General features: G+C 70.1%; 21 protein-coding genes. 8 read left to right on the top strand and 13 right to left on the bottom strand.

Annotated features, from left to right (window positions below; all coding sequences use genetic code 11):
• Positions 1-17 precede the first annotated feature (17 nt).
• The 4 genes from ACYVO6_RS06005 to ACYVO6_RS05990 form a co-directional block, all read right to left on the bottom strand.
• Positions 18-419: a pyridoxamine 5'-phosphate oxidase family protein gene (locus ACYVO6_RS06005; RefSeq protein WP_461057996.1), complete on the bottom strand. Its 402-nt coding sequence runs from the start codon at positions 417-419 to the stop codon at positions 18-20.
• Positions 420-662: 243 nt separating this feature from the next.
• Positions 663-926, bottom strand: coding sequence for an ATP-binding protein (locus tag ACYVO6_RS06000; RefSeq protein ID WP_461057994.1), 264 nt, complete (start codon positions 924-926; stop codon positions 663-665).
• A gap of 90 nt (positions 927-1,016) precedes the next feature.
• The gene (locus tag ACYVO6_RS05995; protein WP_461057992.1) at positions 1,017-2,168 is read right to left on the bottom strand and encodes a serine hydrolase domain-containing protein; all 1,152 of its coding nucleotides are present in this window, start codon (positions 2,166-2,168) and stop codon (positions 1,017-1,019) included.
• Between the two features lie 110 nt (positions 2,169-2,278).
• Positions 2,279-4,039: a TIGR03767 family metallophosphoesterase gene (locus ACYVO6_RS05990; protein ID WP_461057990.1), complete on the bottom strand. Its 1,761-nt coding sequence runs from the start codon at positions 4,037-4,039 to the stop codon at positions 2,279-2,281.
• 463 nt (positions 4,040-4,502) lie between these two features.
• Between ACYVO6_RS05990 and ACYVO6_RS05985 the strand changes: the two genes are divergently transcribed.
• Positions 4,503-7,829 carry a S8 family serine peptidase gene (locus ACYVO6_RS05985; RefSeq protein WP_461057988.1) on the top strand — a complete coding sequence of 1,109 codons (3,327 nt, stop codon included), beginning with the start codon at positions 4,503-4,505 and terminating at the stop codon, positions 7,827-7,829.
• A gap of 73 nt (positions 7,830-7,902) precedes the next feature.
• Here ACYVO6_RS05985 and ACYVO6_RS05980 read toward each other — a convergent pair whose 3' ends face one another.
• Both ACYVO6_RS05980 and ACYVO6_RS05975 read right to left on the bottom strand, forming a co-directional pair.
• Positions 7,903-8,691, bottom strand: coding sequence for a hypothetical protein (locus tag ACYVO6_RS05980; protein ID WP_461057986.1), 789 nt, complete (start codon positions 8,689-8,691; stop codon positions 7,903-7,905).
• 1 nt (position 8,692) lies between these two features.
• Positions 8,693-9,238, bottom strand: coding sequence for a sigma-70 family RNA polymerase sigma factor (locus ACYVO6_RS05975; RefSeq protein WP_461057984.1), 546 nt, complete (start codon positions 9,236-9,238; stop codon positions 8,693-8,695).
• A gap of 192 nt (positions 9,239-9,430) precedes the next feature.
• Here ACYVO6_RS05975 and ACYVO6_RS05970 point away from each other — a divergent pair, with 192 nt between their 5' ends.
• Complete coding sequence (locus tag ACYVO6_RS05970) at positions 9,431-10,447, top strand: aspartate-semialdehyde dehydrogenase (protein ID WP_461057982.1); 1,017 nt, start codon at positions 9,431-9,433, stop codon at positions 10,445-10,447.
• A gap of 267 nt (positions 10,448-10,714) precedes the next feature.
• Here the strand turns inward: ACYVO6_RS05970 and ACYVO6_RS05965 are convergent, their stop codons facing one another.
• Complete coding sequence (locus ACYVO6_RS05965; RefSeq protein WP_461057980.1) at positions 10,715-11,191, bottom strand: DUF1203 domain-containing protein; 477 nt, start codon at positions 11,189-11,191, stop codon at positions 10,715-10,717.
• Positions 11,192-11,304: 113 nt separating this feature from the next.
• Here ACYVO6_RS05965 and pepN point away from each other — a divergent pair, with 113 nt between their 5' ends.
• Positions 11,305-13,896, top strand: a complete 2,592-nt coding sequence (pepN, locus tag ACYVO6_RS05960; protein WP_461057978.1) for an aminopeptidase N — start codon at positions 11,305-11,307, stop codon at positions 13,894-13,896.
• Between the two features lie 64 nt (positions 13,897-13,960).
• Here pepN and ACYVO6_RS05955 read toward each other — a convergent pair whose 3' ends face one another.
• On the bottom strand, positions 13,961-15,250 hold the full coding sequence (locus ACYVO6_RS05955; protein WP_461057976.1) for a M14 family zinc carboxypeptidase: 1,290 nt from the start codon (positions 15,248-15,250) through the stop codon (positions 13,961-13,963).
• A gap of 289 nt (positions 15,251-15,539) precedes the next feature.
• On the opposite strand from ACYVO6_RS05955, the gene ACYVO6_RS05950 reads away from it, so the two are divergent.
• Positions 15,540-16,058 (top strand): MarR family winged helix-turn-helix transcriptional regulator, encoded by a 519-nt coding sequence (locus tag ACYVO6_RS05950; protein ID WP_461057974.1) that lies wholly within the window; start codon positions 15,540-15,542, stop codon positions 16,056-16,058.
• On the opposite strand, the gene ACYVO6_RS05945 is transcribed toward ACYVO6_RS05950, so the two are convergent.
• A complete protein-coding gene (locus ACYVO6_RS05945; protein ID WP_461057972.1) occupies positions 16,042-17,601 on the bottom strand; it encodes an FAD-dependent monooxygenase in 1,560 nt (519 codons plus the stop codon). The two genes, ACYVO6_RS05950 and ACYVO6_RS05945, sit on opposite strands and share 17 nt — an antisense overlap.
• Positions 17,602-17,756: 155 nt before the next feature.
• On the opposite strand from ACYVO6_RS05945, the gene ACYVO6_RS05940 reads away from it, so the two are divergent.
• Positions 17,757-18,371 carry a TetR/AcrR family transcriptional regulator gene (locus ACYVO6_RS05940; protein ID WP_461057970.1) on the top strand — a complete coding sequence of 205 codons (615 nt, stop codon included), beginning with the start codon at positions 17,757-17,759 and terminating at the stop codon, positions 18,369-18,371.
• A 257-nt stretch (positions 18,372-18,628) separates the two neighbouring features.
• Here the strand turns inward: ACYVO6_RS05940 and ACYVO6_RS05935 are convergent, their stop codons facing one another.
• From ACYVO6_RS05935 to ACYVO6_RS05925, 3 genes are all read right to left on the bottom strand, one after another.
• Positions 18,629-18,925: a hypothetical protein gene (locus ACYVO6_RS05935; RefSeq protein ID WP_461057968.1), complete on the bottom strand. Its 297-nt coding sequence runs from the start codon at positions 18,923-18,925 to the stop codon at positions 18,629-18,631.
• A gap of 91 nt (positions 18,926-19,016) precedes the next feature.
• A complete protein-coding gene (gene malQ, locus ACYVO6_RS05930; protein ID WP_461057966.1) occupies positions 19,017-21,155 on the bottom strand; it encodes a 4-alpha-glucanotransferase in 2,139 nt (712 codons plus the stop codon).
• Entirely contained in the window at positions 21,155-21,439 is a 285-nt protein-coding gene (locus tag ACYVO6_RS05925) for a hypothetical protein (protein ID WP_461057964.1), read from the bottom strand. The genes malQ and ACYVO6_RS05925 overlap by 1 nt, the downstream gene beginning before the upstream one ends.
• Before the next feature lie 189 nt (positions 21,440-21,628).
• Here ACYVO6_RS05925 and ACYVO6_RS05920 point away from each other — a divergent pair, with 189 nt between their 5' ends.
• From ACYVO6_RS05920 to ACYVO6_RS05910, 3 genes are read left to right on the top strand one after another with little or no spacing between them, the layout of a single operon-like run.
• Positions 21,629-22,162: a PadR family transcriptional regulator gene (locus ACYVO6_RS05920; protein WP_461057962.1), complete on the top strand. Its 534-nt coding sequence runs from the start codon at positions 21,629-21,631 to the stop codon at positions 22,160-22,162.
• Positions 22,159-22,857, top strand: coding sequence for an ABC transporter ATP-binding protein (locus tag ACYVO6_RS05915; protein ID WP_461057960.1), 699 nt, complete (start codon positions 22,159-22,161; stop codon positions 22,855-22,857). The genes ACYVO6_RS05920 and ACYVO6_RS05915 overlap by 4 nt, the downstream gene beginning before the upstream one ends.
• Positions 22,854-24,209 (top strand): FtsX-like permease family protein, encoded by a 1,356-nt coding sequence (locus ACYVO6_RS05910; RefSeq protein ID WP_461057958.1) that lies wholly within the window; start codon positions 22,854-22,856, stop codon positions 24,207-24,209. Before ACYVO6_RS05915 ends, ACYVO6_RS05910 begins: the two co-directional genes overlap by 4 nt.
• Positions 24,210-24,372: 163 nt before the next feature.
• Here the strand turns inward: ACYVO6_RS05910 and ACYVO6_RS05905 are convergent, their stop codons facing one another.
• Positions 24,373-24,909: an HNH endonuclease gene (locus tag ACYVO6_RS05905; RefSeq protein ID WP_461057956.1), complete on the bottom strand. Its 537-nt coding sequence runs from the start codon at positions 24,907-24,909 to the stop codon at positions 24,373-24,375.
• Positions 24,910-24,915 lie beyond the last annotated feature (6 nt).

Below are 24,915 nucleotides of genomic sequence, written 5' to 3'. Positions count from 1 at the left end.
TGGTCGTGTCCGGGCGATCATTGAGCCATACCGGCCAGCAGCCACCGCCGTACGGGAACTTCGAGCAGTACGCGGTCCCCGCCCGGTGTGTGCGGGGCGGAGACATCCCATCCGTACTTCGCGGTGAAGGCATCCGTGATCTTCTCCGGGAACAGGCCACGGTGCAGCACCGCCTCTCCCTCGGCCACGACGGGAAGCCGGCCGTCCTCCAACGCCAGGGAGACCCGCGAGAACTTCTCGATATTGCGGACCTTGACCGAACCCGCGTCCGCGCCGATCCACCAACTGCCCCGCAAGAACACGAACCAGACCGGCGTCACATGGGGAGACCCGCCCGGACGCACGGTGCACAGCCAGACGTTCTTCTCCTGGGCCAGGCGGTCGCGAACAGCCACAGGCAGAGACACGGAATCACTCATACCCCCATCCCACCCGCACCCCTGCCAGAACGCCTCGGTCCGACGGCCCAGACGCCTCGGGCATGCGTCCTACTCCCAAGGGGGTAGGCCGTGTCCGGTCGACATGACGGTCACGTCCGCGGAGGAGGTGTACGGCTGTGGATGTGACACATCGAGGGAATCTGTAACACTCGCAGAACTACCTACCGGTGGGCCACCGCCGCACACCACGTGCGCGGACGCATCGGCCCCACCGTACGTCCCTCATGTGCCTGACGTACGCGGCTCGGGTACGGCCAGCCGGGCTCGGACCGTCTTTCCGACTTCCGGCCGCAGGAACCACCTGAGGTCGTCGGCAAGTTGGGTGACGACGAGGAGGCCCCGGCCGCCTTCGCCGTCGGGCGCGACGTCCGTCCTGGGGAACACCCGCACCGGATCCGAGACCTCGACGATCAGTCCACCGTCCTCCAACTCGGCCAGCCGCAGCCACAGTCTCGATCCGCTCGGCCTCGACCGGGCCGCGAGCATATCGGCGGCCGTTCGGCCTTGCCGTTCTGCACGTCCGAGAGGAGCTCAAGCCACTGCCCGAGCCCCTCCCTACGCACGTACGCGGACGCGCTACTCGCCGCAGAACTCCGCCTCGATCACCGCGGCCGTGTCCCCCGTCCAGTCGCCGTTGAAGTTGAAGGCGAGGGAGTGGCGGCCGTCCGCCGTCGTGACCGCATCCGTGAGCGAACCGATGATTTGGCCGCCGTGGCCCCAGACCGTGACGCCACAGCTCAGCTTGCGTTCGATGAGGCCGAGGCCGTAGCCGGCACCGGGGACCTCGTCAACCTTGACGGTCGTCTTCATCGCGGTGAGCTGGGCCTTGGGCAGCAGCTTGCCGCGCAGCAGGGCCGAGTAGAAACGGTTCAGGTCGCCGGAGTCGGAGATCATGTCGCCCGAGCCGCCGGAGAGCGTGGGATTCAGTTCCGTGACGTCATACGTCGGGCCGGTCGTGGACGCGGCGAGCTTCGAGTACGCCCGGCTGCTGGGCTGCGGCACCTTCGGGTACGTACCGGGCACGGAGGTGGCGTGCAGGCCCAGCGGTTCGATGATGCGGTGGCGTATCTCGTCCCCGTACGAGTTGCCCGTGGCGCTCTCGATCACCATCGCCGCCAGGGAGTAGTTGGTGTTCGAGTAGTTCCAGGACGCGCCGGGCGCGGACTCCGGCTTGTGGGACATGGCGTACTTCACGAGTTGCCCGAGGGTCGCCGTGTCGTAGCGGTTCTTGAAGAAGCCGTCCTTGGTGCCGTACTTCCGGCCGAACTCCTCGGCCGCCAAGTAGTCGAAGATGCCGCTCGTGTGGTTGAGGAGCTGACGGAGGGTGATGCGCCTGCCGTCGTGACCGTTCCCGCGGACAACGCCGGGCAGCCTCTTGTCGACCTTGTCATCGAGCGAGAGCCTCCCCTCCGCCTCCAGCTGCAGCAGCACCGTGGACACGAAGGTCTTGGTGAGGCTGCCGACGCGATACCGGTCGTGCGCGGAACGCGCCTGCCCCGTCTTGAGGTTCCCGACGCCCGAAGTGCCCTTCCAGACCCCGTACTTGTCCTTCACCTGTCCGGCAACACCGGGAACCCCGTCCTGCACGGCGGCGTCCATCGCTTCCTGGGTCGCGCTGTGGTCTCTGGTGGTCGGGGTGGGGGCGGCCACGGCGGATGCGGTGAGCGACGCCGCGGTGAGCGCGACAGCCCCCACCAGTCCGATACGCAGCGTGCGGGATGCGGTCATGTGTTGGTACGTCCCTTCCGTCGAAGGTGGTCGACGGAAGGGAAACCGTGGCGGGGTGGAAGGTTGCCTGCCCTTGTACCGGTTGGGCGCTTTTGAGCCCTGCCGAGGAACTAGCCCTTTTTCAGGACGAGTTCCGTGTTCCGGTCCCCCGGATCGCCCGAGAGGGTCGAGCGGGAGCCGGGGGCGTTGAAGGACAGCTCGCGGTAGAGGGCCGCGAGGCCCGTCTGGGAGAGGTCGGCGAAGTCCGTGCGGTGGGGGGCCGCGGATTCGATGAGCGTGGTGAAGAGGGAGATCGTGCCGTCGTGGTTGTCGACTACCTCGATGACGCGGGCCAGTTGGGGGAAGTCGATGTGGGAGGCCGTGGAGATCTCCCAGAAGGAGCGGTTGTCGGGACCGGGGTGCGGGGTGATGTTGTTCTTGTGGCTGTGGCCGTTCACCCAGGCCAGGGTGGAGCGGTAGCTGCCGAGGAGGGCGAGGACCTCGTCGCCGCCGTAGCGGCGCTCGCCGGGGTGGTTCGGGTCCTCGCGGAGGTTGCGCATCGTCTTACTGGTGTGGTGGCTGAAGACGATGACGTGTTCCTTGTTGCGCTCGGCCGTCTTCAACGTGCGCTCCAGCCAGCGCAGTTGGGCCGTGCCCAGCGAGCCCTCGTAGTGCCCGCCGGAGTTGGTGCTGTCGAGGCTGACGCCGAGCAGGTCGTCCGCGATCCGGAAGGTGTAGTACTGGGTCTTCGCGGCGAGGTTCGCCTGCGAGTAGCCGTGCCCGACAGGGCCGGGGCCGGTGTGCGAGGGGTCGAGGTGCGCCTGGAGGTACTCGGCGGAGGTGAAGGGCGCGCGCCCCTCGTCCGGGGTGACCGAACGCATCTTCCGCGCCTGCGACTTGAGCATGTCCTTGAGGACCGTGCCCTTGGGGTCGCCGCCCTTCCTGAGGTTCTTCCAGATGGTGGCGCCCACCGTCTCGTCCAGCGTCATCAGCTTCTTGCCGCCGACGGCCAACTCGGTGAGGAAGGGGTCGCCGGGCGCGAAGCAGCCGCCGGGCAGGGAGTCGTGGTTGCCCACCGTGGAGTACCAGGGCAGGTTGAGGCCGGGGCTCTGCAGTTCGCGTACGGCGGCGGCGAGGAAGCCGTCGATCTGCGGGAAGCCGAGTTGCTTGTCGCCGTCGCGGACGTTCGCGTCGGGCTGCCAGTACAGCTTGATGCCGCTGTTCTGAACACCCTCGTAGGACTTCGGGTCACCGGAGTTGGGGGTGATACGGCCGCCGCTCATCACCTTCAGGAACCAGTCCAGCTCCGTCTTGGTGTTGTTGTCGGTGTTGTCGCCGGTGGTCATCACGAAGTGCAGCGGGGAACCGGTGACGGGGGCGCCGCGCAGCGCGTTGACCCGCTCGACGAGCGAGACCGCGCCGGCCACCGACAGCGACTCCTGCGGACGCCAGGCGTTGGCGGCCTGGGCGCGCAGATACTCGTACCGCAGCGGGTGCTGCACGTCGACCACGTGCAGGTCGGTGAACTGCACGAACGCGGCGAGCGCGGTGCGGCGTTCACCGCGGCCCGCCTTGGGCGCGGCCAGGTCGCCGCGGACGACGCGCTGCCAGGCGGGGCCATCGCCGAGCCGCCGGAAGCCGGAGGAGTTGAGCGGGGCCGCGGCCGAGCCGAGGGTGGTGCCGCGGGTGTACGGCATGAGGGGCGCAGGGGGTGCCTGGCGGGACATGGCGATGGCCGCCTGCCCTTCGTCGGCGACGGCGGGGACGGTGCTCCCGCCGCTGTCCGGGCGGAGTGCGAAGCCGATACCCGCGGAGAGCGACACCGCCCCGGTTGCGGCCAGGAAGGCGCGGCGGTCACGAACGGATGTGGCGACAGAGCGTATGCGCGACATGGCGCGGTCTCCCCGAGTGCGAACGCGTCAGCAGTGGTCGCGGGCGGTTCGCTGACGCGAACTACCCGCTCACACTGGATCGTTGGCACCGGGAGTGACCTGCGCGTTAACTGAGCGGCAACGGGCAACACCGATCACCGTACGTGGATCTTGGTCACTCTCCGCGTCCATCGACCCCTCGTCGGACTGAGGGGAGGCGGTCACTCCACGTTCATCTTCCTGGGTACGGAAGCTATTTCTCAGGGTATGGGTCGCCCTGCGGCAAGGGGGCGCGACTCGAAAGCCTTGCGCATTTCAGACGCGTCCCCTTATGACGCCCTATCAGCTCCATGGCGCATGGCGGGATTACGCCAGCTTTCTCTCGCGTACCTGTCAACTCTCCCCAAACATGCATCTCTTGCGTAAAGCTGAGCGGTCATCCGGGTTCACATACCGGACTCATGCTCGTCCTTACCTAACAGGGATGCTGATGACCCCCACTCCCGAGCCTCAGCGCACTCCGATCAGAGGCGCGAGACACGTGGCCAGAATTGCCGTGGCCGCGGGCCTGGTGGCCGCCCTCTCCGCGACGGGGCCGATACCCATGGCCTTCTCCGCGGACGATCCGGCCGCCCGTGCGGCAACCGACCCGGCCCTCAAGTCCGCCGACGACAAGCTCGGTTCGGCCGATGCCGACCTGCTTGCCGAGGCCCAGGCCGACGGTGCGAAGAACGTCACGATGATGATCGCCACCGCACCCGGTGAGACCGAGAAGGTCGCCGACCAGCTGGACGCGGTCAAGGGCGGCTCCGTGGGCCGCACCTACGACAAGCTCGGCTACGTCCGCGCCACCGTGCCCACGGCCAGGGCCGAGGCCGCCGTCGACGCCGCCGCCAAGCTCTCCTCCGTGCACGGCATCGACCTGCGCCACGAGATCATCCGTGAGGACCCGACTCCGGGCGCCGACGGGGCCAAGGGCGCCAAGGCCGAGGCCGCGGCGAAGAGTTACCCGGCTCCGGACAAGAACACCCCGGCGGAGAACCCGTACAACCCGTCCTTCGAGACGGGCGCCGTCGACTTCGTGAAGAAGAACCCGAAGGCGGACGGCCGCGGCATCACCATCGGCATCCTCGACTCCGGCGTGGACCTCGCTCACCCGGCGCTGCAGAAGACCACCACCGGTGAGCGGAAGATCGTCGACTGGGTGACCTCGACCGACCCGATCATCGACGGCGACGGCAGCTGGCGCCTGATGACGAACTCCGTCTCCGGGCCCACCTTCACCTTCAACGGGCAGACGTGGACGGCGCCTTCGGGCTCGTACAAGATCAACCTGTTCCGGGAGTCCATCACGGCGGGCGGTGACGCCGCGGGTGACGTGAACCGCGACGGCGACAAGACCGACACCTGGGGCGTCCTGTACGACGCGGCCGGCACGGTCACCGTCGATGTGAACGGCAACAACGACTTCACCGACGACACCGCGATGAAGCCGTACAAGGACGGCTACCAGATCGGTTACTTCGGCACCGACGACCCGTCGACCGCCGTCGCCGAGCGGCAGCCGTTCGTCGTCGAGATCCGCAAGGACGTGCCGACCGACCCGCTGGGCGGTGACTGGGTCGGCAAAAAGGCCGACTTCGTCAACATCGGCCTCATAGCGAGCGAGCACGGCACGCACGTCGCCGGTATCACCGCGGCGAAGGGCCTGTTCGGCGGCAAGATGAACGGCGCCGCCCCGGGTGCGAAGATCGTCTCGTCCCGTGCCTGCGAGTTCGGGCCCGGCTGCACCAACGTCGCGATCGCCGAGGGCATGATCGACCTCGTGACGAAGCGCGGCGTCGACATCGTCAACATGTCGATCGGCGGCCTGCCCGCCCTGAACGACGGCAACAACGCGCGCGCCGAGCTCTACACGCGTCTGATCGACGAGTACGGCGTCCAGCTGGTGATCTCCGCGGGCAACTCCGGCCCCGGCGCCAACACCATCGGCGACCCCGGCCTCGCCGACAAGGTCATCTCGGTCGGTGCGGCCATCTCCAAGGAGACCTGGGCGTCCAACTACGGCTCGGCTGTGGAGAAGAAGTACGCCATGTTCCCCTTCTCCTCCCGCGGCCCGCGTGAGGACGGCGGCTTCACCCCGACCCTGGTCGCGCCCGGCGCCGCGGTCAACACCGCGCAGACCTGGCTGCCCGGCTTCATAGCCCCCGAGGCGGGCTACACGCTGCCGCCCGGCTACCAGATGCTCAACGGCACCTCGATGTCCTCCCCGCAGGCGACCGGCGCCTCGGCGCTGCTGCTGTCCGCCGCGAAGGAGAAGGGCGTCGACCTGACGCCCGCGAAGCTGCGCACCGCGCTGACGTCGACCGCCGACCACATCAGCGGTGTCCAGGCGTACGCCGAGGGCGTGGGCCGGATGAACATCGTCGACGCGTGGAAGTCCATCCAGAAGGGCGCCACGGCGCACGAGTACACGGTCAAGGCCCCGGTCGACACCGCCCTCGACCAGGCGCTCAAGACCCCGGGCTTCGGCACCGGCCTCTACGACCGTGAGAGCGGGCTCAAGGCCGGCCAGAAGAAGACGTACGACATCACGATCACCCGTACGTCCGGCCCGGACCGCGCGCTGCGGCACGAGCTGCACCTGGAGAACAACAGCGGCAAGACGTTCCGCATCGAGAGCTCCGACGAGGTGTCGCTCCCGCTGAACAAGCCGGTGACCGTGAAGGTCTCCGCGAAGCCGTCCTCGGCCGGGATCAAGAGCGCGATCCTCGAGGTCGACGACCCGCGCACCGAGGGCATCGACCACCAGATCATGTCGACGGTCGTGGTCTCGGCCCCGCTGAAGTACTCCTACTCCGCGTCGGGCTCGGTGCAGCGCAACAGCAACGACTCGTACTTCGTGACCGTCCCCGAGGGCGCGAAGACGCTCGAGGTCCGGATGAGCGGGCTGAAGGACAAGAGCCAGACCCGGTTCCTCTCCATCCAGCCGTACGGCCTCGGGCTCGACCCGTCGGCCTCGCTGGACTGTTACCACAACTTCACCAGCCCGGACAGCAAGCCCTGCCGCCCCGACGTGCGCTCGTACGCCGATCCGCAGCCGGGTGTCTGGGAGATCGAGGTCGAGTCGCGTCGTACGTCGCCGATGCTCGACAACCCGTACAAGCTGGACATCGCTGTCCTGGGCGCGACCTTCGACCCGGAGCTCGTGACCATCCCCGAGGCCAAGGTCGGCACCCCGGCCGATGCCTCCTGGAAGGTGACGAACACGCTGGAGCCGGTCGAGGGCAAGCTCGCGGGCGGTCCGCTCGGCTCCGCCAAGAACGAGCGGCCGACCATCGCTGAGGGCGCCGCCCAGACCAGCACGGTGGAGGTGCCCGCGGGCGCCGAGTCGCTGAACGTGACCATCGGCAAGACGTCGGTCGCGAACGCCGACCTCGACCTGTACGTGTACGACGCTGCCGGCAACCAGGTGGGCATCGCGGCCGACGCCGACTCGGAGGAGTCGGTGACGATCGCCAAGCCCGCCGCCGGTACGTACACCGTGGAGATCCAGGGCTACGCGGTCCCGGGCGGCACCACGGAGTACGACTACCGTGACGTGTTCTTCTCGGCCGCGCTCGGCACGATCGAGGCCGACGACACGCAGGTGTCGCTCGGCACCGGCGACTCGGCTACGTTCTCCGGCTCGATCGTCGCGGCTGCCGCGGCGCCCGAGGGCCGCGAGTTCTTCGGCCAGGTGCAGCTCGTGAACGCGCGCGGTACGGCCGCGGGGACGGGCAGCGTGCTGATCGAGAAGGTCACGCCGTAGTTCTCCGGTTCTGTACGACTGTGGGCGGGCGTCCGGTGTGTAACCGGGCGCCCGCCCCTTTTGCCGCCCTCAGTCACTCCTCCGGGGGCGGGCACTTCAGCCCATGTGCGCCAGGCAGCGCGTCGACGAGCCCATCGCGGTCTTCGGCGGCCTCGGGGCCGACCTTCCATTCCTGCGGCTCCTGCGTGTGGAGCGGCACCCGTACCAGGGCGTCGACACCCACCTTCAGGTCCGCCCGCGCGCTGCCGTACAGGTTGACGGCGATGGTCGGCTGTTCGGCCACCGTCCGCTCGGGCCGGAAGTAGCGCTTCACCTCCAGTACGACCCGTACGTCTCCGTCGTCCCGAGGCGTGACGCTCAGTACGGTCCCCTCGACGAGGACCTTCGAGCAGGCGATGTGCATCTCGGGTGAGAACGGTTTCTCGCCCGAGTCCGCGGCCGTGTCGTCGCCGCTACCGCTTTCGGCCCGGCTGGCGGCGGAGTCGGAGCCTGCCTCGGCCCCGCCACCACTTTGGACGCCGAGCCATACGAGCCCGCCGAGCAGCGTGGTGCCCAGGGCGACCACGAGGGCGCCCAGGGCGAGGCCGGCGTAGCGCCGGGGCTGCCATGATCGCGCGGCGCGTTTGGGCGGCTTCGCCGTCCTGGCCGGCGCGGGATCCGCCTGGGACCGCTCGCTCTCCGCGGCCAGCGCCTCCCCCATGAACAGCAACTGTTCCCGCAGCTCCGCCACGTCCGCCATCGCCGACCGGTGCTCCGCCATGAACTCCGGGTCGTCCAGGGCCTCTTGGGGCAGCGGTTCATCGGTGATCGCGGCCAGCAGCGCGTCGGTTCGCGCATCGCCCTCGCCCTCGTACTCAGCCACGTCACACCACCTCGTCCTCGTGCAGGCGGGCGCGCAGGGCGCGGACCGCCGTGTGCAGCCTGCTCTTGACCGTGCCCTCCGGGATGCCGAGCTCCTCGGCGATCCCGCGGACCGGCAGATCGGCGTAGAAGCGCAGGACGAGGATCTGCCGCTGGGACTCGGGCAGCTCGTCAAGGCCCTGGGCCACGGCGAGCGAGAGCACCTTCGTGTCGTCGCCCGAGGCGTCCACGGGTTCCAACTGCCGCAGCGAGGCGAGGCGTTCCCCGATACGTTCCTGGCGGCGCCTGGCCCGGTGCCAGTCCATCGCCAGGTTCGACGCCACGACCGCCGCCCACGCCGACACGTCGCGCGGTGCCTCCGCCCCGCTCGCGGCCCGCTCCAGGAGCCGCAGCCGGACCTGCTGCACCCCGTCCGGCAGGTCCGCCTGCGGTACGCCGCCGAGCGCGAGCACCGCACGCACCCGGCGTTCCTGGGCCGCGTCCAGCGGATCGTCCGCCGGAGCGTCGCCCCCCTGGCCGCGGCGGCTTTTTCTGCGCAGCACAGCCACCCCTCCCCTCGCCCTGCCTCTACGACGCCGGTGCGGGCCAAAACGTTCGGCCGAGACGTACGTCACGTCGTGCGGGCGCACACCGTCCCACTCCTCGGGCAGGAGCACAAAGGATTGGACAGCCGGGCCGGGGTGGGACGCATGATGGAACGCTGCCGCCCAGTGATGCACAGGTAAAGGGAGAGAGTCGCCGTGAAGGTAGGAATCGTCGGAGCCACCGGTCAGGTCGGCACGGTCATGCGCAGGATCCTCGTGGAGCGGGACTTTCCGGTGGAGACGCTGCGACTGTTCGCCTCGGCCCGCTCGGCCGGGTCGGTACTCGACGGTGTGACGGTGGAAGACGCTTCGACGGCGGACTACTCCGGCCTGGACATCGTGCTCTTCTCGGCGGGCGGCGCGACCTCGCGGGCGCTGGCCGAGAAGGTCGCCTCGCAGGGCCCGGTCGTGATCGACAACTCCTCCGCCTGGCGCAAGGACCCGGACGTACCCCTCGTGGTGTCCGAGGTGAACCCGCACGCGATCGTGAACCGCCCCAAGGGGATCCTCGCGAACCCGAACTGCACGACGATGGCCGCGATGCCGGTACTGAAGCCGCTGCACGAGGCGGCGGGCCTTGAGGCGCTGGTCGTCGCGACGTACCAGGCGGTGTCGGGCTCCGGCCTCGCGGGCGTGGCCGAGCTGCACGGGCAGGCCCAGAAGGTGATCGCGGACGCGGAGAAGCTGACGCACGACGGTTCGGCGGTCGACTTCCCCGAGCCGCAGGTCTACAAGCGCCCCATCGCCTTCAACGTCCTCCCCCTGGCGGGCTCGATCGTCGACGACGGCCTGAACGAGACGGACGAGGAGCAGAAGCTCCGCAACGAGTCCCGCAAGATCCTCGAGATCCCTGGGCTGAAGGTCTCCGGCACCTGCGTACGAGTCCCGGTCTTCTCCGGCCACTCCCTCCAGGTGAACGCCCGCTTCGCACGTCCGCTGTCGGTGGAACGCGCGACGGAGCTGCTGGCAGGCGCCCCCGGCGTCGCCCTGTCGGACATCCCGACCCCCCTCCAGGCCGCCGGCCAGGACCCGTCCTTCGTAGGCCGCATCCGCACGGATGAGACCGTGGAAAACGGCCTGGCCCTCTTCATCTCCAACGACAACCTCCGCAAGGGCGCTGCGCTGAACGCGGTACAGATCGCGGAGCTGGTGGCGGCAGAACTCAAGGGCTGACGCCTTCCCGTACGAGGAACGGGGCGGTCACCGTACGGTGACCGCCCCGTTCCTCGCGCTGTCTCAGCCCGTGTCCACGAATGCGAGCCAAGTTCTCGGCCCGCATCCTGGCCCGGTCAAGCCGGGCCTGGGCGGAATCCAGCTCCGGATGGCGCTCGAATGCCTCGGCACGAACCTCGCGCCAGGATCGCCCCTTCATTCTTCACCCGCGTACTCGGCGATGAGCTGCTCGTTCTCATGCTCCATGCGCAAAGTGTGCCCGTACGCTCACGGCCTGCGCACCTCAAAAAGGAAGCAGCCGTATTCGACGGCGCGGACGTGAACCAACGCCACTTCCGGATCGGCGAATGCCTCTTCGAAGGCACGGCCGAACAGCTCAGGCTTCTCCACGAGGCGACCGCCCAGGATGTGCCCCCTGGCGGAATAGCGGCGGACCGTGCGGTGGGCGCCCGTGAACGGGTAGCCGTCCAGATCCGGACCACCGCACTCCTCCACGTGGATGAAAACCGGACCCTGTTCGTCGTACGCCCCCGGGTCAGCGCCCGTTTCCGCCGCCCAGCGGCGCAGCGGGGCGTACGAGACGAGGGCGACCCGTTCCCCCGGCTCGCTGCGGCGCAGGCAGCAGCGGAGCGGGGCGCCACCCTCGTCGTCCACGAAAGGAAGCATCGGACGGCCCGCGTCGTCCATGGAGCGCAGTTCCTTCAGAGCGGCCGGTTCGATGGGACGTGCGTGATAGCTGGTCATGCAGTCCAGGCTGACCCCCACCCCGCCAGGGCACCGGCGGGAAACGGACATCGCCTTACACACAGCTCCCGTGGAAGGATGACCGAACCGACACATAACGAGGAGATGACCGAGTGCCTGGCACAAACCTGACCCGTGAAGAGGCGCAGCAGCGGGCGAAGCTGCTCACCGTTGACTCGTACGAGATCGATCTCGACCTCTCCGGCGCGCAGGAGGGAGGCACCTTCCGGTCCGTGACCACGGTGCGCTTCGACTCGGTCGAGAACGGCGCGCAGTCCTTCATCGATCTGGTGGCCCCGACCGTCCACGAGGTCATCCTCAACGGCGACCACCTCGATGCGGACGAGCTCTTCAAGGACTCGCGTATCGCACTCCCGGGCATCCTGGAGGGCCGCAACGTCCTGCGGGTCGTCGCCGACTGCGCGTACACCAACACCGGTGAGGGACTGCACCGGTTCGTCGACCCCGTCGACCAACAGGCCTACCTCTACACGCAGTTCGAGGTCCCGGACGCCCGCCGTGTGTTCGCGTCCTTCGAGCAGCCCGATCTGAAGGCCACCTTCCAGTTCACCGTGAAGGCGCCCACTGGCTGGACCGTCATCTCCAACTCGCCGACGCCCGAGCCCAAGGACGACACCTGGGTCTTCGAGCCGACGCCGAGGATCTCCACGTACATCACCGCGCTCGTCGTCGGCCCGTACCACAGCGTCCACAGCGTGTACGAGAAGGACGGGCAGTCCGTCCCGCTCGGCATCTACTGCCGTCCCTCCCTCGCCGAGTACCTGGACTCGGACGCGATCTTCGAGGTCACACGGCAGGGCTTCGACTGGTTCCAGGAGAAGTTCGACTACGCGTACCCGTTCAAGAAGTACGACCAGCTCTTCGTGCCGGAGTTCAACGCGGGCGCGATGGAGAACGCGGGCGCGGTCACCCTCCGTGACCAGTACGTCTTCCGGTCGAAGGTGACGGACGCGGCGTACGAGATGCGCGCCTCGACGATCCTGCACGAGCTGGCGCACATGTGGTTCGGCGACCTCGTGACCATGGAGTGGTGGAACGACCTGTGGCTGAACGAGTCGTTCGCCACCTACGCCGAGGCCGCCTGCCAGGCGTACTCCCCCGACAGCCGGTGGCCGCACTCGTGGACCACCTTCGCGAACCAGATGAAGACCTGGGCGTACCGCCAGGACCAGCTCCCGTCCACGCACCCGATCATGGCGGAGATCCGCGACCTGGACGACGTCCTCGTCAACTTCGACGGCATCACGTACGCGAAGGGCGCGAGCGTACTGAAGCAGCTCGTCGCGTACGTCGGCATGGACGAGTTCTTCCGTGGTGTGCAGGCGTACTTCAAGACGCACGCGTACGGGAACACGCGGCTGTCCGACCTCCTCGGCGCGCTGGAGGAGACCAGCGGGCGTGACCTGGGGAACTGGTCCGAGAAGTGGCTCCAGACCGCCGGTATCAACATCCTCCGTCCCGAGTTCGAGACCGACGCGAACGGCGTCATCACCTCCTTCGCCATCCGCCAGGAGGCCCCGGCGCTGCCCGCCGGCGCGAAGGGCGAGCCGACGCTCCGTCCGCACCGCATCGCCATCGGCTTCTACGACCTCGACGACGACAGCGGCAAGTTGCTGCGCGAGGACGAGAACGGCCGCATCGAGCTGGACGTCGACGGTGAACTGACCGCCGTCCCCGAGCTGGTGGGCAGGCGCCGCCCGGCCGTCGTACTCCTCAACGACGACGACCTCTCGTACGCGAAGGTCCGCCTCGACGAGCAGTCGCTGGCCTTCGTCACGGAGCACCTGGGCGACTTCGAGGCGTCCCTCCCCCGCGCCCTGTGCTGGGCCTCGGCCTGGGACATGACGCGCGACGCGGAGCTCGCCACCCGCGACTACCTGTCGCTCGTCCTGTCCGGCATCGGCAAGGAGTCCGACATCGGCGTGGTGCAGTCGCTGCACCGCCAGGTGAAGCTGGCCCTCGATCTGTACGCGGATCCGGCCTGGCGCGAGACTGGCCTGACCCGCTGGACCGTGGCCGCGCTGGAGCACCTGCGCGCGGCCGAGCCGGGCGGCGACCACCAGCTGGCCTGGGCGCGCGCCTTCGCGGCGACGGCCCGTACGCCGGAGCAGCTGGACCTCCTGGAGGGGCTGCTCACCGGCAGCGAGACCATCGAGGGGCTGGCCGTGGACACCGAGCTGCGCTGGACGTTCGTGCACCGGCTGGCGGCGGTGGGCCGGTTCGACGAGGCGGAGATCACCGCCGAGTACGAGCGGGACAAGACGGCCGCCGGTGAGCGCCACGCGGCGACCGCGCGGGCCGCCCGGCCGACCGAGGCGGCGAAGGCGGAGGCCTGGGCCTCGGTCGTCGAGTCCGACAAGCTGCCGAACGCCGTGCAGGAAGCGGTGATCAGCGGCTTCGTCCAGACCGACCAGCGGGAACTGCTCGCCCCGTACACGGAGAAGTTCTTCGCGGCGGTCAAGGACGTCTGGGAGTCCCGCTCCCACGAGATGGCCCAGCAGATCGCGGTCGGCCTCTACCCGGCCGTGCAGGTCTCCCAGGACACCCTGGAGAAGACGGACGCGTGGCTCGCCTCCGCCGAGCCCAACGCGGCGCTGCGGCGGCTGATCTCGGAGTCCCGCTCGGGCGTGGAGCGTGCGCTGAAAGCGCAGGCGGCGGACGCGGCTGCTGACTCGAAGGGGTAGTCCGTACGTGGATGGGGGCGCCCGGTGTCGTACCGGGCGCCCCCTTCACGTGTCCCGGCTCTTGTCACGTGTCCAGGAGCTGCTGTGCCAGTCGGCGCATGGTGCGGGTGTGCAGCGCGGTCTGGCGGTGGACCGGCACCCAGCGGGCGTCGAAGGTGGCGTCCAGCTCGCGGCTCCAGTCGCTCACCAGGGCATCGAGGGCGGCGAGTTCGTGCGTACCTTCGGGCGTACTGGAGACTCCGGTCGTCCCCTCGCCGAAGGCACCCCGCATCATCGCCGCCGCGCGCAGCGGGATACGGCGGGCCGCGATGCCGAGGGAGACGGAGTTGCCGACGGTGGTGGCGAGTTCGGCGTCGCCCAGGCCCCGGGCGTCATGCGTGGTCCAGGTGTCGACCACGCCGGGGCCGATGTCCATGAGTTCGCGGGCGGCCGTGTAGAACGGCAGCCGGGCGGGGTCCCGGGGCGGCCGGTCGGCCAACGGGCCGAGTACTTCCTCCAGTTGCTTGGAACGGCTGAGCAGGAGTTCCGAGGCACCGTCGATCTCCCGTCCGGGGTCGGCGACACGGCTCGGGTCGCTCACGGCCGCCACGCTCCACAGGGGCGCCTCGACGACGGCCGACACGGTGCCGTGCCGCATCGCGTACGTCCAGGTGGAGCGGGAGGTGTAGCCGGACGGGTCGCGCTCGTCGTCGGCCGGGCTGCCGTCCGGCAGAACGAGCACGCCGGGGCTGTCGACGAACCAGCCCATACCGTCGAACGGCCGGTATTCCAGGGGTATTTGGAGCTCCGCCGCGACAGTGCGGAAGGCGCGTGGCGCGCCGGGCACAGGGCGGGTGAGTTGCAGGAACGATCCGCCTGCTTCGACCCCGTGCAGCGAGAACTGCACGACGGGACGCAGCTCGTCGAGGAGCCGGGTGAGCGCACGGGACTCCGGAAGGGGCGGACGCGGATCGGCCTCGACGGGCGGGAACTCCGGCTGCCCGGCGAAAGCGGGCCGGTAGAAGCCCCGGTAGTACTCCTCCAGCGTGGGCCGCTCGGCGAACCGGCGCTCGGCGAGGGCGGCACCGTCCGGATCCAGGCAGAGCAGGAAGTGCCAGGTGCAGCCCCACTCTTCGAGGACACGGGGGTCGCGTACGAACTCCTCGGCGAGGGCAAGCGCGGACACCCCGCCCACGGGCTCATTGGCATGCGCCCCGGCCACCGTGAGCACCTGCCGCTCACCACGCCCGACGGACAGCACCCAGAGCGGCCGCCCGTCCCGCGAGTCCCCGACACTCCGCATCCGCACCACCCCGGGCCGAGCCACCACCATCGCCCGCGCCGTCCGCGTCAGCTCGTCGACAGTGAGGATCACGCCCCCAACTCCTCACTTCCGCACGGGTGTCGAGCGTTCATGACGGCCACCACGGCCCGAGGCCCACCGCCTCGTCAAGGCTCAAGGTGCCGGGTCAGGGAGTCAAGGGCGCGGTGCGGGGGAGCGGAGGGGGCGTTGGGGCTGGTGCGACGGAGGCCCTCGGTCGCCAGGGCAGCCGAGGGCAGCGGTGACAGGGTCAGTAGATTAGTTCCAAACTACTTTCGGGCAAGCTACTTCTCGTCAAGTTACTTTCTTGCGAGCGACCGACCCGGCACGGATACTCGCCCCCATGAGCAGCACGCCCAAGACCCCCCGGGACGCCGTCGACGCGATCATCGACCAGTGGGCCGCCGTACGGCCCGATCTCGACACGACCGCGATGGAGGTGTTCGGCCGCGTCTACCGGCTCTCGCGGACGATGGGCGACCAGATGGACAAGGCGTACGCCCGGTTCGGGGTCTCGCGTGGCGAGTTCGACGTACTCGCCGCGCTCCGGCGGTCCGGCGCCCCGTACACCCTCTCGCCCCGTCGGCTCTCGGACACGCTGATGCTGACCACCGGAGGCATGACGGGGCGGCTCGACAAGCTGGAACGGGCCGGCCTGCTCCGCAGATCCCCCGACCCCCACGACCGCCGGGCCCTCCACGTCACCCTCACGAACAAGGGCCTGGCGATGGTCGACGACGCGGTCGAGGCCGGGCTCGCCCTCCAGACGGAGGCGCTGTCGGCGCTCGACGAGGAACAGGTCGGCCAACTGGCCGACCTGTTGCGTCAGTTGCTCGCGGGCACGGTCAGCCCACGGCCTTAGCCAGCGCCGCTTCGACCTCCCCCGCGTCCGCGGAGTCCGCCGCCCAGGCCGCGTAACCGTCGGGACGGACCAGTAGCGTCGTACGCCGGTCGCTCGCCCAACTCGCCACCGTGAGGCGGTCTTTGCGGGCGTTGACGTCGGCGAGGGTGGCGTCGGCGGGAGTGACGAGTACGAACCTGCCGCCGCGCAGGGCCTCATACAGGCGGCCGTTGCGCAGGGCCACGTCCGGGACGCGCCGGCCGACCAGCGGGTGGGCGCCGCGTGGAGCGGCGTACTTGAAGCCGATCCCGGTGATCTCGCCGAGCATCCGCGTGCGCGCCGGACGGACGTGGTTCAGGAACGTGGTGACCAGAGCGCGGGCCGCGAGCGTCCACGGCCGCTTGGCCATCGCGAGCCGTACGATCCCGCCGCTGCTGCGGAGGACCGCCTTGCCGATGGGGTGGCGTTCGGCCTGGTAGGTGTCCAACAGGTCCGCGGGGCCGTGCCCGTTGAGCGTCGCCGCCAGCTTCCAGCTCAGGTTCGCGGCGTCCTGGAGGCCGGTGTTCATGCCCATGCCGCCGGCCGGGGTGTGGACGTGCGCGGCGTCCCCGGCGAGGAACACGCGGCCCACGCGATACGCCGGCGCCTGCCGCTCGTCGCTGTGGAACCGGGACATCCAGCGGGCGTCGTGCATGCCGTAGTCGCGGCCGAGGGCGAGCCGGGTGATCTCCTTGACCTCGTCGAGGTCGAGGGGTGCACTGTCGGGGACGTTGCGGCCGCGGTGCCAGCCGATCATGCGGTAGTAGCCGTCGCCGAAGGGCGCGAGGAAGGCGAAGGCGTCGCCGACGGCGTTGACGGTGAGGATCGTCTCGGGTTCCTCGGCGAGCTTGACGTCGGCGAGGACCACGGAACGGATCACCGAGCGGCCGGGGAAGGGCAGCCCGATCGATTCGCGTACGGCACTGCGCATCCCGTCCGTCCCGACGACGTACGCGGCCCGCAGCTCATCCGCTTCCCCGCTGGGCCCGCGCACGCGGAGCGTCACGCCGTGCGCGTCCTGGACGAGCCCCGTCACCTCGGTCTCGTACGCGAACCGCACCCCCGCCTCGACCGCCCGCCGCTCCAGCGCCGCCTCCATCTCGTACTGCGGGAGAACGAGCAGGTGGTTGAAGCGGGAGGGGAGCGTGCCGAGATCGATGGCGAGCCGGCCGAAGAGCCGGATCCGGTCGAGGGGCTGCCCCTTGGCCTCCAAATCGTCGGCGAGACTCCGCGAAAGAGGTTCGCGCGAAGCGCGTCCGTTGAGGGCGGTGGTGGGAGACGGGCGGGCATCCAGCAGTTCCAGGGTGCGGGCGTGCACGGCGAAGGCGCGGGAGAGGTTGCTGATCTCGTGCGACCGCTTTTCGACGAGGGTCACGGGGATGCCGGACGTGGCGAGGTCACCGGCCAGCAGCAGCCCGGTGGGGCCGGAGCCGACGACGATGACGTTGCGGGGGGCGGCGGGTCGGGTGGTGCCGTTCGTGTCGGTCTTGGTGTTGGTGCTGGTCTTGGTGTTCATGGTGTTCATGGCGGCCTCCTGATGCCTACGCGTGTTGGTCAAGGTGCGCTGGTCAACGTGCGTTGGCCAACACCTCAGGGCCAACGCTTGTTGGCCAACGCTCGTTTGCCAACATAGGGTGACCCCACTGGACTGTCAACACGTGTTGGCCTACGTTTGTTGGCATGGCTGACATCGACTCCCCCGCCTCCTCCACCTCCGCGCCGCAGGCACCCCGTCGCTCCGACGCAACACGCGCCACGATCCTCACCGCCGCCCGCGAACGCTTCGCCGCCGACGGCTACGAGCGTGCGACCATCCGCGCCATCGCCCGCGACGCGAACATCGACCCGTCGATGGTGATGCGCTACTACGGCAACAAGGAGGGCCTGTTCGCGGCGGCGATCGATGTCGACCTGCGGATGCCGGTGCCGGACAAGGTGCCGAAGGAGGAGGCCGGCCGGATGTTCGCCCAGCACTTCCTCGACATGTGGGAGAGGAACGAGGTCCTCACCGCGCTGCTGAGGGTCGGCGTCTCCAACGAAGCCGGGGCCGAGCGTATGCAGAACATCTTCAAGGAGCAGTTGCTGCCGGTGGTCATGCGCGTCTGTCCCGACCCCGAGCAGGCCCCGGCGCGGGCCGCGCTCTGCGCCTCACATGTGCTCGGGATGGCCCTGACCAGGTACGTTTTGAAGTTCCCGCCCGCCGTCGCCCTGCATCGCGAGGAGATCCTGGCCTGGCTGGGACCGTCCCTCCAGCGTTACCTCACCGCGCCCCACCCGGGAGTACCCCTCCGCTGAGAACACAATGAGGTCGGCGAATCCCCCGGCCAGGTCACCGGTCGCGGGGAAGTGTGACACTCCACCGAAAAGTGTCACACTTTCCCGCACCACATACCGGGGCCCGGCAGCGTCGGCCGATGCGCCCGCACCACCGCCGGGATTCGCCAACAGCATCGCGAGAACACGTGAAGGGCGCCGTCCTCACCCACGTACCGGAAAGCTGCGTACGTATGCGAGGACGGCGCCCTCAAAAGAAAGCTCGGAGAGGACCGAGGTCAGGAGGCCTGCACCTGGTCCTCGCCCTGCATCCTGCCCTGCGCCCTGCCCCCGGGCTTCGGCTTCGGCTGCCGGTCCGTCGACCTGTCGAAGACCATGACCAGCCCGGCGATGACCGCGAAGAGCGCGATCGGCGCCACGACAAAGAGGCCCAGCGTCTCGATGACGCTCAGGCCCGGGCCGGGGTCGTCGCCGTCGTCGCGGGTCAGCGCGAGGGCGGGGGACGACATGAGCAGCATCATCAGCGTCGTACCGGCTGCCAGGGCGCCGGCTCGCAGGGCGTTCTTCTTGTCCACGGAGCCAAGGTAACGAACGGCTCGCCCGGTCGCTCGCCCGGGGTGCCGTACAGCGGCCGTCCCTGGGGCTGCGCCCCGGACCCCCGGCCGATCACGCACCACCCGGCGTCCTCCCCCGCACCACATCCAGCAACGCATGCAGCCGAGGTGAAGCCGCCAGTTCCTCCAGCGTCACCGGGCGGCCCTCCGCGTCGGCGATCGGGAGGCGCCAGTTCGGGTACTGGTCCCAGGTGCCGGGGACGTTCTGGGGGCGGCGGTCGCCGACCGTGTCCGGGAGCCAGATGCCGATCATGCGGGCGGGGGTGCGGAGCAGGAAGCGGTGGACGGCCTGGATCTCGGCTTCCTCCGAGACGGCGGCTCCGCCGCCCAGGCCGTCGAGGAGGCCGAGGCGGGCGAGCAGGGTCAACCACTCCCCCGCGTCCGCGGCGGCCTCGGCGCGTTCCTCCTCCAAGGGGCGGGTCAACAGGCCCAGGCTGTCGCGGAGTTCGACGTGGTCGCCGGTGAGGCGGGCGGCGGTGGGCGGCAGGTCGTGGGTGGTGGCGGTGGCGAGGCAGTCGGCGCGCCAGCGTTCGGGCGGCAGGGGCAGGCCGTCGCCCTCCCAGTCGCGCTCGAACCACAGCACGGATGTGCCGAGCACGCCGCGCTCGTGCAGCGTGTCGCGGACGCCCGGTTCCACAGTGCCGAGGTCCTCGCCGATCACCAGCGCTCCGGCGCGCGAGGCCTCCAGTACGAGGATCGCGAGCATGGCCTCGGCGTCGTAACGGACATACGTCCCTTCCGTCGGTGCCTCGCCCTGCGGGACCCACCAGAGCCGGAACAGGCCCATGACGTGGTCGATGCGCAGGGCGCCGGCGTACCGGAACAGGGCACGCAGCAGGCGGCGGTAGGGGGCGTAGCCGGAGTCGGCGAGCCGGTCGGGGCGCCAGGGGGGCAGGCCCCAGTCCTGGCCGCGGGCGTTGAAGGCGTCGGGGGGCGCGCCGACGGACATGCCCGCCGCGAAGTACTCCTGTTGCGCCCAGGCGTCGGCGCCGCCGGGATGCACGCCGACCGCGAGGTCGTGCACGAGTCCGACGGGCATGCCGGCGTCGCGCGCGCTGCGCTGGGCGGTGGCGAGCTGGCTGTCGGTGAGCCAGACGAGACGGCTGTGGAAGTCGATGCGGTCGATCAACTCGGCCCGGGCGCGGGCGGTTTCGGGCGAGCGGGGATCGCGCAGGCCGGCCGGCCAGTTGTGCCAGTCGGAGCCGTATCTCTCCGCGAACGCGCACCAGGTGGCGTGGTCCTCGAGGGCTTCGCCCTCCTCGGCGAGGAAGTCGCAGTAGGCGGCGCGCCGTCCGGGCCCGAGCGGCACGTCGCGTACGAGCTCCAGGGCTTCGCGCTTGAGTGCCCATACGGCGTCGCGGTCGATCAACGCGCCTTTGTGGAGCACGGATTCACGCAGCCGGTCGGCCCGCTCCAGCAGCGTACGAACCCGGTCGCGGTCCTCGACGTACGCGAATTCCGGGATGTCCTCGACGCGCAGATGCACCGGGTCGGGGAAGCGGCGCGAGGAGGGGCGGTACGGGGAGGGGTCGGTGGGCTCGCCGGGCACGGCCACGTGCAGCGGGTTGACCTGCACGAATCCGGCGCCGAGCGCCCGCCCCGCCCAGGCCGTCAGCTCGGCGAGGTCCCCGAGGTCGCCCATGCCCCAGGAGCGCCGGGAGAGGAGGGAGTAGAGCTGGACGAGCAGTCCGTACGTACGTCCCGGAGGCGCCGGCAGCCGGGAGGGGGCGACCACGAGGTGGGCGCGGGCGGTGCGGCCGTCGGGGGCGGTGGCCTCCAACTCATGGACGCCGTACGGGAGTTGCTCGGCCGAGGCGCGGGTCTCGCCCTGCTCGGTGCGGATCCGCAGGCGGGTGCCCGCGGGGAGTGCGGTGAGCGCGGCGGGCAGCGGGCCACTCGTCGGACGCCCGGCTCGGGCGGTGGGCGCGGGGTCGTCCGCCGCGGGTTCCCGGTCGCCGCTCATGGCTGGGGCTCCGCCCCAGCACACCACCGTCGGCGGCAGCAGCCGCTCCCGCAGCTCCGTCTCGCGGGCCGCGAGCGACCTCTGGACGGCGTCCGGAGTCTGAGCGTCCACGCCCAGCGCGCCAAGGACGGCGATCACCGCCGAGTCCGAGGCCTGGACCGTACGGTCCGGGGACGGGCTGTAGGAGGTGGCGACGCCGTGCAACGCGGCGAGCCGGGACAGTGGCATCAGACCCCCGGGAAGTCCAGGCCGGCGGCGGCGCCCGTGGAGGTGGGTTCGCTCGTCAGGGGGGCGGCGTCGGCAAGGGGCGGTTCACTGGTGAGGGGTTCGGCGTCGGGCAGCGGCGGTTCACTGGTCAGCGGAGCCTCGGCGCAGGAGCCCTCGGCACTGAAGACGCAAAGGTGCGGGTCGGGATCGGCGGGCAGGCCCGCCAGGCGTTTGGAGGGGTCCTCCAGGCCCTCTTCCGGGCGTTTGGAAAGGGCCGAGAGCAGAAGCGGTGCCGATGCGGCCATGGTGGCCTCCTTGGGAAGTCGATAGTGCGGGTCAGGAGCAGCCATACCCAGCGGGCGCGGCCACAGACGTAAACGAGTGGGGAACGTGTTGGTGCTCACATTTTCTCCCGCATCCGGCGCTGTTCTTCGTAAATCTTTTTTCGGGACAACTATTCACTCGCTACATATACCGAGTACATACTGGTCCCCATGAGCACCCGCCACATCCTGTTGGGGCTGCTCGCCGGTGGGCCGAGCCATGGCTACGACCTCAAGCGACGGCACGACGAACGTTTTCCGCAGGCCCGTCCGCTGGCCTACGGGCAGGTCTACACGACCCTGCAACGCCTGGTGCGCGACGGTCTCGCCGAGGTCGACGGCACCGATTCCGCCGGCGGCCCGGAGCGGACGCGGTACCGGTCGACCGACGAGGGAGCCCGTGAACTGGCCAAGTGGGCGGGCGAGATCACACCGCCCGCGCCCTTCGTGACGAACGAGATCTTCGCCAAGGTCGTCTGCGCGATCCTCGCCTCGACGGACCCGGCCGACTATCTGCGCGCCCAGCGCGCCGCGCACATGGAGCGGATGCGGCAGCTCACGGCGGTCAAGACCGCCAAGGACGCCGATCTCGCGACGGTCCTCTCGGCCGACTACGCCCTGTCCCATCTCGACGCCGATCTGCGCTGGATGACCACCACCGCGGCCCGGCTCACCACTCTGACCGCGGAGGTCGACGCAGCATGAGCAACGAAGTGCCGCTCCTGGCGGCCCGTGCCCTCGCCAAGACGCACGGCAGAACGCAGGCGCTGCGCGGCGCCACGATCGAACTGCGCGCCGGCGAGATCCTCGCCGTCACCGGCACCAGCGGCAGCGGAAAGTCCACGCTCCTGCACTGCCTGGCCGGGATCGTCCGCCCCGACGAGGGCTCGGTGGTCTACGACGGGCGGCGCCTGGACCAGCTGCCGGAGAAGCAGCTCAGCGAGCTGCGGCGGACGGAGTTCGGGGTGGTGTTCCAATTCGGGCAGCTCATCCCGGAGTTGACCGCGATCGACAACGTGGCGCTGCCGCTGATGCTCGCGGGAGTGCGGCGGGCCGAGGCGCACAAGCGGGCGGGCGAATGGATGGAGCGGTTCGGCGTACGCGGCCAGGAGGAGCTGAGGCCGGGCGAGATGAGCGGCGGTCAGGCCCAACGGGTGTCGATGGCACGGGCGTTGGTGACCGGCCCGAAGGTCGTCTTCGCCGACGAGCCGACCGGTGCTCTCGACTCCCTGGCGAGTGAGCAGGTGATGACGGCGATGGTGCACACCGTCCGGGAGTCCGGCACGACGGTGCTGCTCATCACGCACGACGCCCAGGTCGCGGCGTACGCGGACCGTGAGGCCCGGCTGCTGGACGGCGTCGTCCGGCAGGACTCGGTGGACCTGGAGGTGGCGCAGTGAAGGGCTCGGTGAGGGAGGATCTGCGGCTCGCCTGGTTGCTGACGCGGGGTTCCGACCGGCGCGAGTGGTGGCGCGTGACGCTGACGGCGGTGGGAGCCGCGCTGGCCACCGGCTTCGGGCTCGCGGCACTCGGGATCGGAGCGGTACGCGGGGAGAGACACTTCCCGTATCTCAACGGCCTGCTGGATGAGCCGGGGATACGTCCCGGGGTGGTCGTCGCGCTGCTGCTCCTGCTGGTGCCGGTGCTCGGGTTCCTCGGGCAGTGCGCGCGGATCGGCGCCGTGCACCGGGACCGGCGGCTGGCCTCACTGCGCCTGGTCGGGGCGACGGCCCTGCAGGTGCGGCGTATCGCAGCCCTGGAGGCGGGCCTCGCCTGCCTGCTGGGATCGGCTCTCGGCGCGGCGGTCTCCGTACCCCTGCTGCTGCGCCTGTGGGATCGGCCCCCGCTGCTGCTCTGGGCCGGCTTCGCCCTGGTTACGCTGGCCGTACCGGTGGTCGCCGCGCTGGTGAGCGTGGTCGCGCTGCGCCGGGTGGTGGCCTCGCCGCTGGGGTGGGTGCGCCGGGTGCGGCCCGAGCGTGGCGGGAGCGCGTGGCTCACCCTGGGGGCGCCTGCGCTGCTGGTGTTCGCGGCGGCCGTACTGGTTCTGGTGTGGGGCTCGCAGGCGAGCTCCACCGCGTTCCCGCTGGCGGTGTTCGGCGCGGTACTGCTGACCGCGGTGGGCTCGGTCGCGGTCGCCGGGGCCACGGCGAAGATCACCGGCCGGTGGCTCGCCGCGCGGACCGGGAACCCGGCGGTACTGATCGCGGCCGAGCGCCTGCGCACCGACCCCTGGGCCGCCGCGCGCACCCACGCCGCCGTGCTCCTGGTGGCCATCGTGGGCGTGAGCTTCCTGGGCATACGGCAGCTGCTGGTCGACGACTTGAACGGCCCGGGACACAACTACTCCGCCGAGGACATGGCCTTCTACACCACCGGCATCAACCTCACGGGCGCCGCCGTCCTGGTCGCGCTGGCCATCACCCTGAGCGGTCTCGCCGTCGGCGCCGCCGAGTCGCTGGCCACCCGGCGCCGGGGCCTCGCCGTGCAGGCCGCAGCCGGGGTGCCGCGGGCGGTGCTCGGCCGGGCGCTGCTCCTGGAGACCGCGCTGCCGCTGGCCCCGGCGATGCTGCTCGCGGGCCTCGGCGGTACGGCGGTGTATCTCGCGTACGGGATCGTGGCGGAGCTCTCCGTCCCACTGCTGCTGCCGCTGCTGTTCCCGCTGGCCGTGTACGTGTCCTGCCTGCTCGCCGCGGCCACGGCACTGCCGCTGCTGCGGCGGGTGGCCCAGCCGGGGGAGCTGCGTTACGCGTAGCGCCGCGTGACCCGTGCGGGTCGGCAAGGCTCGGCTCTCCGGGAGGCACGAGGGGACCTCCCGGAGAGCCGTAACACCGCAGTTCAGAGCCGTACAGCCGTGATGCCTTTAACGGGCCGGTCGGCCGGATCGACGTACCGAGACAAGACGAAGGCCCGGATCCTCAGGCGGAAATGCCGTCGATCCGGGCCATCGCGTCATCCGCGCCGTACGGCTGCAAGTAGGGCAGCCAGCGCGGGTCCCTATGCCCGGTTCCGATGATGCGCCAGGCCAGGCCCGTGGGCGGGGCGGGTTTGTGGCGCAGCCGCCAGCCGATCTCGAAGAGATGGCGGTCGGCCTTCACGTGGTTGCAGCGGCGGCAGGACGCCACCACGTTCTCCCAGGCGTGCTGCCCCCCGCGGGAGCGCGGGATGACGTGGTCGACGCTGGTTGCGACGCCACCGCAGTACATGCACCGGCCTCCGTCGCGGGCGAACAGTGCCCGACGGGTCAGTGGAACGGGCCCCCGGTAAGGGACCCGTACGAACCTCTTCAGCCGGACCACGCTGGGTGCGGGGACAGTAACGGTCGCACTATGCATGAAGGCGCCGGACTCCTCGAGGCAGACAGCCTTGTTCTCGAGGACGAGGACGAGCGCGCGGCGGAGCGGTACGACGCCGAGTGGCTCGTACGACGCGTTGAGGACCAGGACATGCGGCACGGATGC

The organism is Streptomyces pseudoechinosporeus, from assembly GCF_054783935.1.
Note: the sequence above shows the minus strand (reverse complement) of the source record. Positions and strands in the feature narration are given on the sequence as shown.